Below are 11079 nucleotides of genomic sequence, written 5' to 3'. Positions count from 1 at the left end.
ATCAGCGGTAAAGGCGGCACAGGCAAAACGGTAGTAACCGCTTCATTTGCAGTTCTTGCCAAAAATAAGGTAATGGTTGATGCGGATGTGGATGCGGCTAATCTTTATCTTTTGCTTGACCCTAAAATTAAAAGCGAAACTTCCCGAACCAAAAGATTTCCTTTGATACGGGACTAATCTAGCACTGAACTTTGTTCTGGTGCTGGGCAGCACCGTCCGCCATTATAATAATGGCGAGACTGGTGCGTGGGTAAAATAAAAATTATGCATGAAGAAAATATATCTGATTCCTCCGCTGAAAATAACAAGCATTCTACTTTTAAAGATAAAACTTTCAATAGGGCTTATCCTGCAAATACTATAGAAATTGCCCAAGATTTAAAACATTTCGGACGGATGACCGACCCTACGAGCAATGCTTGCATTAAAGGCCCATGTGGGGATGAAATCGAGTTTTATCTTGTTATTAGCGGAGGAATTATAGAAGATGTGAAATTTTATACCGATGGATGTATTGCTACAAAAGTCTGCGGTTCTATGACATCTCGATTGGCATTCGGGAAATCTATCAAAGATGCTCTACGTATTTCTCCCCAACAAGTAATAGAATCTTTAAAAGGTTTCCCTGAAGACCATTGTCACTGTTCTATCTTGGCCGTCAGCACCCTGTATAGAGCTATAGCAGATTATTTACTGAAAAAATAGGAAATTTATAGGGGTATGCAATGGAAATAAATTTAACACAATTAAAACCCGGTAAATTGGCAATAGTAAAAACAATACAAGGCGGATTTGGGTTTACCAACAAAATACATTGTATTGGTATAAGACCGGGCAAGAAAATTAAAAAAGTAAGCTCTCATTTTTGGGGAGGTCCTCAAACCGTAGAAGTGGACAATATGCAGGTAGCTATAGGTTTTGGAATGGCTAAAAGAATTTTTGTTGAGGTGAAGGAAGAATGCTAAGCAAGATTTTATTGATGGGTAATCCCAATGTCGGCAAAAGCGCCATATTTTCACGTCTTACAGGCGCAAAAGTAATAATTTCCAATTATCCCGGCACTACAATAGAGTTTACCCAGGGGCAGATGAAAATAGGTAGCCAACAGTCAATGATAATAGATGTTCCCGGCACTTATTCGTTAGAACCTACCTGTAACGCGGAAGAAGTTGCTGTCCGTATGTTAAACAATGATTGTGTAATTATAAATATTATTGATGCTACAAATTTGGAAAGAAATCTGTATTTGACACTGCAGTTATTGGGAAAGGGTATTCCTATGATTGTAGCTTTGAATATGTGGGATGACACAAAACATCAGGGAATCCACATTGATGTAAAAAAACTGGAGAAAAAATTAGGTGTTCCTGTAATTCCAACATGCGGATTAACAGGCGAGGGCATAAATGAATTAGTTAAGCAGTTACCCAAAGCGAAAGTTGCAAAAAAACAATCGCTTTCCAAAAATAAAATATGGGAAGAAATAGGTCTTATTGTTATAGAATCGCAAAAATTATTTCACCATCATCATACTCTATTAGAAAGACTGGAAGATTTAAGCATTAAGCCCTTGACCGGATTGCCTCTTGCGGCAGGTGTTATTTTTTGTGCCTTTTGGCTGGTTCGTTTTATAGGGGAGAATCTCATCGCCTATATATTTAATCCTCTTTTTTATAAATTATGGTTACCTTTGATTGTAAAATTAAGTAATTTTTTAGGCGCAGGCACGTTTTTACATAATATCCTAATAGGTACTTTTATTGAAGGCAAAATAGATTTTGGACAATCCTTCGGACTTTTAACTACGGGACTTTTTGTGCCGATTGCGATGGTTTTACCTTATATATTAAGTTTTTATTTGATATTAGGATTTTTGGAAGATTTTGGTTATTTGCCCCGTCTTGCTGTTTTAGTAGATAATTTCATGCATCATTTAGGTCTTCACGGATACGCAATAGTGCCTTTTATTTTAGGGTTGGGTTGTAATGTTCCCGGAGCATTGGCTATTAGGATTTTGGAAGGAAGGCGTGAAAAATTTATAGCAGCTACTTTAATGGCAATTGCTATTCCCTGTATGGCGCAGATTGCGATGATTATAGGCTTGTTAGGTCCCAGGGGAGGAAAGTATGTAGCTTTTGTATTTCTAATTCTTTTTGCTCTCTTAATCCTAAAGGGATTGATTTTAAACAAAGGCTTAAAAGGCACTAGTCCTGAGCTTCTTCTTGAAATTCCGCCTTATAGAATACCCCAGACATTGGCGGTAATTAAAAAACTTTGGATGCGTTTAGCCGCATTTTTAAAAGAAGCATTGCCTTTAGTGCTATTAGGCGTGTTTTTGGTTAACATGCTTCATTGCTTAGGGATAATGGATTTTATTGCTAAAGTATTTGCGCCTGTTTTTACAACTTTACTTGGACTTCCCAAAGAAGCAATTTCCTCTTTAATAGTCGGTTTCTTGAGGAAAGATGTAGCCATCGGTATGCTTGGACCTCTTAATTTAACCACTAAACAATTGATTATCGGTTCAACGATTTTAACTATCTATTTCCCTTGTATTGCCACTTTTGTTGTCCTAATCCGCGAACTGGGCATAAAAGACATGTTCAAAGCTACTATCATTATGATTACAGTCGCGTTATTGGTAGGCACAACACTTAATTTATTTTTATAAAAGTGGTAAAGTAACTGCAGTTCCCAAAAAAATCTGTCATTGCGACCCTGAACCCAACGTGGTTCAGGGGTGGCAATCTTTTCTATTTGGATTGTCTGCTCGCTTCGCAAGCAGGCGGGCTTCGCCTTCGGCTTGCAATGACAATAAGGATGTTTTAAAAATGAGCAAAATATATTTCCCCCAATATAAAAAAGGAAAGGAAGGGCTTGTCCTTGAAAACGGTCTTTCAATTCTGGATTATATTAAGAAAACCGGCATAGAAATTAATGCCGAGTGTGGCGGTAAAGGTAAATGCGGTAAGTGTAGAGTAAGAATAGAAAAAGGAAAAGAGAACTTAAATGAATTAGCAAAGTCCGAAAAATCCTTCTCCCTATCTTCCGATGAAAGATTAGCTTGTCAGGCAAAAGTGACAAAAGATGTAGGCAATATAACTGTTTTTATAAAAGAACCCGGCAAGTACCAAATATTAAAAGAAGGTACAGCTCTGAACCAGAATAAGTTCGGTTCAGGGTTAAAATTAAATCCTTCCACTATACTAAAAGATAATAGGGTAGTATACGATGGTGAAACGCTTGATGATTATAAAGGGAAAATTTATGGGCTTGGGGTAGATGTTGGTACTACCACTTTAGTGTTTGAGATAGTTAATCTCCAGACAGGTGAAATCGTCAAAACCATAGCAAAGACAAATCCGCAGATTATTTACGGTGGAGATGTCGTATCAAGAATTGAACACGCAATAGTAGGGGAGAGGAGGCTCGCCTATCGTACGGAAGAAGAAATAAAAATAAAAATACAACAATTACAAAAATGTGTGATAGACGGAATAAATGAATCCTTAAAAGAATTGGATATTGCGCAATATATTTACGAAGCGATAATAGTAGGCAATTCCACAATGAGAAATATTTTCTTTGGTCTTGATATATTTTCTCTGGGCTTAAGACCTTATGAACCTGTTCATAAAGAACCGATTGTAAGAACTGCAGAAGAACTGGGGCTTAATATATTCCCAAAGGCAAAAGTTTATGGCGCCTCTTTAATTGGCGGACACGCAGGTGCGGATGCTTTGGCGGATATTATTGCTTCTGAAATTTATAATAGCGTTCAACCCAGTATGCTCATTGATATTGGCACAAACGGCGAAGTGATACTCGGAAATTCAAAACGATTAATCAGCGCGACTCTTGCCGCAGGTGGCGCATATGAAGGCGCAAATGTTACTTCAGGAACAGGTGCTATTGAAGGGGCAATAAAGAATATAAAAATTGAAAATGGCAAAGCTATATATCAGACGATAGGGGAGAAGGAGCCGGTTGGGATATGCGGTTCAGGACTTATTGATTTATTAGCCGAACTATTAAAATGCGGGATTATGAGCAAGGATGCAAAGATTAAGGGGGATTTCCTTGTAACAGACTTGCCGCGCCAGTTTTTCCTGCCCGCCAAATGTTCAGTGGCGGGAGTGGCGGGTAAAATAAAACTAACCCAATCGGATATCTATCAACTCGTTAATGCAAAAGCCAGCTTGAAAACAGACCAGCTTATTCTCTTAAAACATTACGGTATAGATGTTAAAGATTTGGATAAGATTTATCTTTCAGGAGGATTCGGAAATTATATAAATGTTAAAAACGCTATAAAGATTGGTCTTTTGCCTGATGCAGAAGAAAAAGTAGTAAAGATAGGTAACGGCGCTTTAGCAGGCGCAAGAGAAATGCTTCTTTCTAAGAAGATAAGAAAAACCGCAGAGGAAATAGCCAAAAAGATTAAACACATTAAACCCAACGAACTGGAAAAAGATTTTAATTATTTAATAGCGGATAACATGTACTTCGAAGATTGAACTTTACCAAGTTCAATCTTCGTCCCGCACCCTACGTGGTGCGGGGTGATACAATTGATTCAGTGGCAAAACTAGGGGGGATTATTGTATAAGTTCAATCTTCGTCCCGCACCTAACGTGGTACATGGCAGGGATTACACAGATTAAAGATTAGTCGTATTTAATTAGGGAGTAGCAAGTAGAGAGGAATTAACCTTTTTTGTTTTTTTGTCTCAACACTTTTTCTATCCTATCGCTTGTCCAATTTCCAAATACCACAGGTTTCCAATCTGCTCCTATTTTGGAAGCTATATCTGCGAGAAATCCTGTTCCACTACCAACCATTCCACCAATGGTTGCGCCACCAACTCCAGAAACAGACCCCCCTATGATAGAACCTATTGCTCCTCCACCAAGTATGCCAAATAAATTAATGGCTTTTCGACTACACTTAATAAACCCCGATTCTTTTGCTACTTCATGATGGTAGGCTATAATTGCATCTTGATCTCTGTCAGATTCAGTTTGCAACCAATCTCTAAATCTACGCGCTTTCCCCCGAATTTTAATGATTTCATTTAAAGAAATTTGACCTTCATTAACTAGATGTCTTATATCGGGAAAATCTACCTTCTCTTTTAGCGTTTCAATTGTTTTCCCATGCTTTATACTAGTATATGTGCTTTCGTAAAGTTTATCACCAACAAGAATACTCATAGGTTGTCCTAGGAACATATCACAATTTAATTTTGCAGCTGCTAGTAACAACCTATTTGACCTTACTCCTCCCATTAAGGGAACTCCTTCATGGAAATTCAGGTTTTTTCCCGCTAATTTTGTAATAGGAGCAAAGTGTATGTTCCAGACAATGTGATATTTAGTTCCATCTGTTGATGGAATTATCGTTGCTTTTATTACGGGTGGTTTTCCTAATTTGCGGAAATTATACAATTCGTCAATAAAAGCTTGCAGAAATAACTCGTGCCGTGAAGCATTACCATTATCAATTCGAGCGTTTTTAATTGCTGTCCCAAAAGCATCTGCTTTTACTTCAATGACATTACCACGAATGGCTTTGTAAAGTTGGATTTTGTGCCTAGTTTTTTTGAAGCATGCCTCAACTTCCTTACTATATAGGTATCTTTGTTCAAAAGTATTAGGTTGGACTTGAATAGGATCTTGTATATTCCATTCACTGAAAACCCCATTCTTATTAACTACGGTTGTAAGGAATGCAAAATCATATAATTTAACAACACCATCTTTTATTAGACCTAAGAATTCTTGGTAACTGTTGTCTTCTATAAGCCATTGGATTAGTTCAGCGAATTGGGATGGGTTTGCTACGTTGAGAAGAATTTGATCGTAATAAATTAATGATTCAGCAAACAAACCGATATCAATATTTTTCCCTATATATCGCAAATTTGGCGAATTAAAACACCACGTTTCAATAGGGACTAATGCTGTCTTGTGATTAGACATAGAATAATCCTTCTTCCTCTCAGAATCTACCACTTTTACCCAAAGGTTTCAATGAAATACTTTTAAATCTTGGGGTGTCCCCCTTGCTCGTTGGGAAACAGATTATTTTGATGTTAAATGTAGAACTATCGAGGTATCTTTACTTCACTCTGTTACAATTCTTTTTATTCTGTCTATTCTAAATGTTCTATCCTCTTTAGCGAGATGGCAAAAAGCCCTAATGTAAATCCCATCATAATGATGTGGCTCAATTTTCCTGACTGTAGAACGTGATGAACGTGAAGTGTATTCTATAGTAATAATACTGTGATTTTCAATAGCCTGTTTAATATGTCCCTCGATATCTTTTAATTTACTCTTTTCCTCTTCTCTACTTTTAATTTTTACTGGAGGAATTTCATCTAAAGCATTATCTTTTTTAGCTTTTAATATCTTTTCTTTTCCAAAACTTTCTTCTTCGTCAGTATTAAAAGTAAATCTTTCGTTTATCTCTAATATTTTATTGGATTTTTTATAGTTGTTGATGCTTTCCCATATATATCTATTAGTATCTTCAGTAACTCTATCAAACCCCAGTAACTTAGCTGTTTGATCTATCAAATTATCTTTTGGCATGCTATATTCTTTTTTCAATACAATTAAGGTAGCTTCTCCAATTTCTTCGGGGGCAATCAATCGAATTTTTCTTGCAATCTCTTTGGAATCTCTCTTTCTAACACGGGGTTTAATCATATTTATAGACCAATAAAATTCTCCTTTTTTCTTTATCATTTTATTAGATACAGAATAATCTTCGGTTGATTGTAAGATTTGCCTGATTCTATTGCCTATGCTGCAAATGTCCCAACACTGTATAACTCTCTTCCATGCTTCATTTCTATGGATAGGTCCTTCATATTTAACTATTATCTGTAATACGGAAGCAATTCCTGGGTAATCTGCCGAATAGAAATTACTTGGGTAAGATACAAACTTAAAGGGATGGGGTGCTAATTGATAACTTTTAACTTCTGATTGCTTATTGACACGTTTAGCATCTTTATATTTAATTACATATTCTGAGTCGAATTCAATTTTTTTTTTAGAAAATTCGCCTTTCTTGGCTTTTTCTATAGCATAAAGTAATTTTTCAAATTCTTTACGGGAGTTTTTAAACCAATCTGTAGACCATATTCTATATATATTCCAATTTAAACTTTCTAAAACTTCTTGCCTTAATCTATCTCTATCACGTGCTGTTAAAGATGAATGGTAGCATGCGCCATCGCATTCTATACCTAAAATATATTTGCCTGGCGAATCGTCATCTATCACTGCTAAATCTATTCTATAGCCGGAACATCCAACCTGTTTCCTCACTTTAAAACCTTTAGCTATTAACAAATCATAAACGGATTCTTCAAAGGGAGATTCTGAAAGTCCTTCGGAATAAACATCTTGTAGTAGAAAAGTTTTGCCTTTTTCGGCAAAGTCTAAATAGGATTTAAAGAAACGCACACCTTCTTTATCTGTCTTTGATAAATCAAAATCATCTCCACGGATAGAGCTAAAAATATTAAGGCGTTGTCTGGCACGAGTTACTAAAACATTTAAGCGTCTCGCTCCTCCAATCTTGTTTATTGGCCCAAAATTCATCGGTAATCGTCCATTTTGATCTTTTCCGTATCCTACGCTAATAAATATTACATCTCTTTCATCCCCTTGAATTGTTTCTAAATTCTTTATAAAAAAATGTTCCGGTCTATCTTTTGCAAAAAAGACTTCTAAACTATTATCTTCTCGAAGCATTCCTTCAATCGCGTCTTCAATTGCATATTTTTGTCTTATACTGAATGTTCCAACACCTAAGCTAAGTGCAGGATTTTCTTTGAAATGTTTAAAAACAGCGTTTGCTACAACAATTGCTTCCTCAATATTTGTTCCTTTCCCGCCTCTATCATAAAACGTATCAGGCTTGTAATGAAACTTTATTCCTAAATTAGGGCATTCTTCTTCTGCACATGGAAAGGTAAAGAGGCGATTGTTATAAAAATTTTTATTAGAAAAAGCAATCAGAGATTCATGTTTACTTCGATAATGCCATAGCAATGGTGCCTTTTGAATACCACTAACAGCACATTCATCGAGAATACTATCTAAGTCCTCAGGTGCTGTTTCTTCTACTGAACTGTCATCTTCGTCTTCTGGCGTAAGCACCTCGGATTGGAAGAAACTTGTGGGTGGCAACTGTTTACTATCTCCTGCTACTATAATTTGGTTACCACGCAGAATTGAGCCAATACTATCCTCTGGCGGTATTTGACTAGCTTCATCGAAAATTACTAGATCAAACCTCACTAATTCTGGGTTAATGAACTGTGCTACTGTTAGGGGACTCATCATTAAACATGGTTTTAAACTAGTTATAATATTAGGTGCTAATGTAAAAAGTTTTCTAAGTGGCATGTGAGCTCTATTCTTTCTTCCTTCTCTTCTTAAAATTCCTAATTCAGAAGCTTTGGAAGGTGTGTAATTACTATCGTATTTACCTGAAAGAGCATGTTGAAGTCTTACTTTAGCTAATTTTATCTGTTTCTTATCAAGCTCACCAAATTTTTGAATTAGTTTTTCATGATCTTCACCATAAAATTTCCTCAATGATTTTCTTTCTGAGAAAACCGCATCAAGCCAACACCTTAGAAATTGACACTCAAAAGCGTTAACCACTATTTCAAGTGGAATCTTTGAGGATATAACTTTATCGACAAAGTCTCCCAACTCCTCTTTTTGGCATTCCTGCAGTGTGTCTTGATATCTGACCCAATCATCCAAAGAATCTATATTGTCTTTCATTCTTTTAATTTTTGACGTTAGATCTGATAGGTTGCATTCAGTGTGATTCATATCGAAAAGTAAAAAATTATCAAATTTTACTATTTCCAATAAGTTACTTATGTCTTCTTTTAGTTTGCCTAACAATTTCAGTAAAGCATATATAGTAGGTTCATAACTTTCAATATTGATTTTCTCCTCTTGTCTAATCCTTTTCTGATTTTTTAACTTATCAAAAGCCAATTCTACTTGTTTCCCATGTTGGGCATTACTTATATGTTTTTTCAATAAACTATGGTTTTTCCAAAAAGAAATTGTTAATCGTAGAAAAGGATTTTTAATATAGCGATAATATTTATTAAGAAGAAGATTGATATCTATTAGGGTTTCTATCTTAGTAATTGTAATAGGATTATTGAAAAAGAGACATTTCTTAAGTTTTTCTAAATGATTTTGCATAGTAGAATAATTCTCAACAATCAACTCCATCAACTTCTTCAAGTTTGTTTTATCTTGATAATAAATAGCTGTTAGTTGTGAACCATACCACGGATGATCTACTGGAGTATGAATTTTTGATAGATTGTGAGCTAAATTACCCAATAAATCACAACACTTATTGTATTTATGTTTACTCCATTCTTGTATGTCTTTGAATATCAAAGACATATCTTCCATGTCCGAATGTTTGTTTATTATCCCAAATGCTTGATAGGGGGTCATTTCTAATTTACCATAAGGGGTATGAATGGCTTTTACATAATCATTTAGTTCTTTTTTGATTCCTTCTATATTGGATATTTCATCATCATGGGAGTGGTCTGGTTTCTTTGGTGTTTCTAAAACTCTTACCAATTCTTTAATAATTTTGTTTTTATTTGCTTTTCTACTGTGCAATTCTAAGCAAAAATCACCAATGCCATTATTGTCTAGACGTTTTTTTACGACTTCTAAAGCTGCCATTTTTTGGCTAACAAATAAAACCTTTTTGTTCTCAGCTAAAAATTCAGATATTATATTTGCAATAGTTTGTGATTTCCCAGTGCCAGGTGGTCCTTCGACAACAAGATTTTTCCCTCTCTTAGCAGCTAATATTACTTGCTGTTGACTTGAATCTGCATCCAAGATTTGGAATGTATTATGGGGAGTCAACACTCCGTCTAAATCTTTTTCTTCCTCAAGTAACCCAAGTGAGACATTTTTATCTGAAAATTGTTCACATATCTTTCGTATAAAAGGGTTATTTAATAGAATATTAAAGTATTTTTCTGTATCCTTATACATTATGAATTTTGAAAATGAGAACAGACTTAAATATATATCATTGGTAACACGCCATCGCTTGTAATTTTTAACAGTTTCCCTAACCCATGCAAGTATTTGTTGAGGATCTACTTCTTCATTAAAATATTCATCTGTCTCTAGTTTTATGCCAAAATCGTTTTTTAACTTTTGTATTAAAGCAGGATTAAATATAATAGGGTCATCAGCATATTTTAGTTTAAAAGAGCCTTTTACAGATTGACGTGTTAATTCGACGGGGACTAAAATGATTGGTGCTTTTAACTGAACATTAGAGTTGTCTGACTCATACCATTCTAAATAGCCTAAAGCCAAGAACAAGGCATTGTAGCCCTGTTCTTCCATAACAGATGTGGTTTTTGAATATATTCTAAATAAATTACGCCTCAGGTCTTCCTTTGACAAGTTTGTTTGTAGATATTTATCAATATATTTTTCCTCTAAATCGGAACCCTCATAAGCCTGAAATTCTTGAGATGATGTATTGGTTTCCTGTTTATCTTCTATCTTCTCCTCTTTATCTTCTTCCGAAGGAATGTGCAAAAAGGTCATAGAGGTATTGTTTGTCACTATAAGCTTATAAATTTCCGTCGGAATTTCATCTATAATACGAATAGTTGTAACTTTGGTTGGTCGAAAGTTTAGAAGTCTATTTCTTTTGGATAAGTCAATTAACTTTCGCTTCCAGCGGTTTATACGTTCTTCGACAATATTCACTTTTTACCTTCTTTTGTGTTTTTTACACTTGGTCAAAAGCATTACCATGTTCAAGTGAAATTTATTATATCCCTCACCCGAATCAAGAGCAACTATGGGGGGGTAGGATTTTGTTTTAAGCTTATCACTTATAACTGTTCCCCCCCCCTTTTTTTCTCTTATAATCAAACGGAACAAAAAGAAATAATACTAATAGTAACACTAAACAACCAATGACTGAAAACTTTGATAACCTGTATAACAATCTCCATTCGGGATTACCTTTTTT

The 11079-nt window shown here is 35.2% G+C and carries 6 protein-coding genes and 1 pseudogene; 5 read left to right on the top strand and 2 right to left on the bottom strand.

Going from position 1 to position 11079, the window contains the following annotated elements:
- The 5 genes and pseudogenes from KAS42_01630 to KAS42_01610 all read left to right on the top strand — a co-directional run bounded on the left by KAS42_01630 (position 1) and on the right by KAS42_01610 (position 4517).
- Positions 1-132 (top strand): annotated as a pseudogene (locus KAS42_01630) ((4Fe-4S)-binding protein).
- Between the two features lie 114 nt (positions 133-246).
- Positions 247-705 (top strand): iron-sulfur cluster assembly scaffold protein, encoded by a 459-nt coding sequence (locus tag KAS42_01625; GenBank protein ID MCK4904932.1) that lies wholly within the window; start codon positions 247-249, stop codon positions 703-705.
- Between the two features lie 20 nt (positions 706-725).
- A complete protein-coding gene (locus tag KAS42_01620) occupies positions 726-965 on the top strand; it encodes a ferrous iron transport protein A (protein MCK4904931.1) in 240 nt (79 codons plus the stop codon).
- A gap of 14 nt (positions 966-979) precedes the next feature.
- Positions 980-2671, top strand: coding sequence for a ferrous iron transporter B (locus tag KAS42_01615; GenBank protein ID MCK4904930.1), 1692 nt, complete (start codon positions 980-982; stop codon positions 2669-2671).
- 91 nt (positions 2672-2762) lie between these two features.
- On the top strand, positions 2763-4517 hold the full coding sequence (locus tag KAS42_01610; GenBank protein ID MCK4904929.1) for a DUF4445 domain-containing protein: 1755 nt from the start codon (positions 2763-2765) through the stop codon (positions 4515-4517).
- Between the two features lie 189 nt (positions 4518-4706).
- Here the strand turns inward: KAS42_01610 and KAS42_01605 are convergent, their stop codons facing one another.
- Both KAS42_01605 and KAS42_01600 read right to left on the bottom strand, forming a co-directional pair.
- On the bottom strand, positions 4707-5981 hold the full coding sequence (locus KAS42_01605) for a hypothetical protein (protein ID MCK4904928.1): 1275 nt from the start codon (positions 5979-5981) through the stop codon (positions 4707-4709).
- Positions 5982-6125: 144 nt separating this feature from the next.
- The gene (locus KAS42_01600) at positions 6126-10811 is read right to left on the bottom strand and encodes a DUF3320 domain-containing protein (GenBank protein MCK4904927.1); all 4686 of its coding nucleotides are present in this window, start codon (positions 10809-10811) and stop codon (positions 6126-6128) included.
- Positions 10812-11079: the final 268 nt, after the last annotated feature.

The sequence above is a fragment of the bacterium genome (genome assembly GCA_023135785.1).
Lineage (GTDB): Bacteria > CAIJMQ01 > CAIJMQ01 > CAIJMQ01 > CAIJMQ01 > CAZNJA01.
This window is presented reverse-complemented; position numbering and strand designations above follow the sequence as displayed.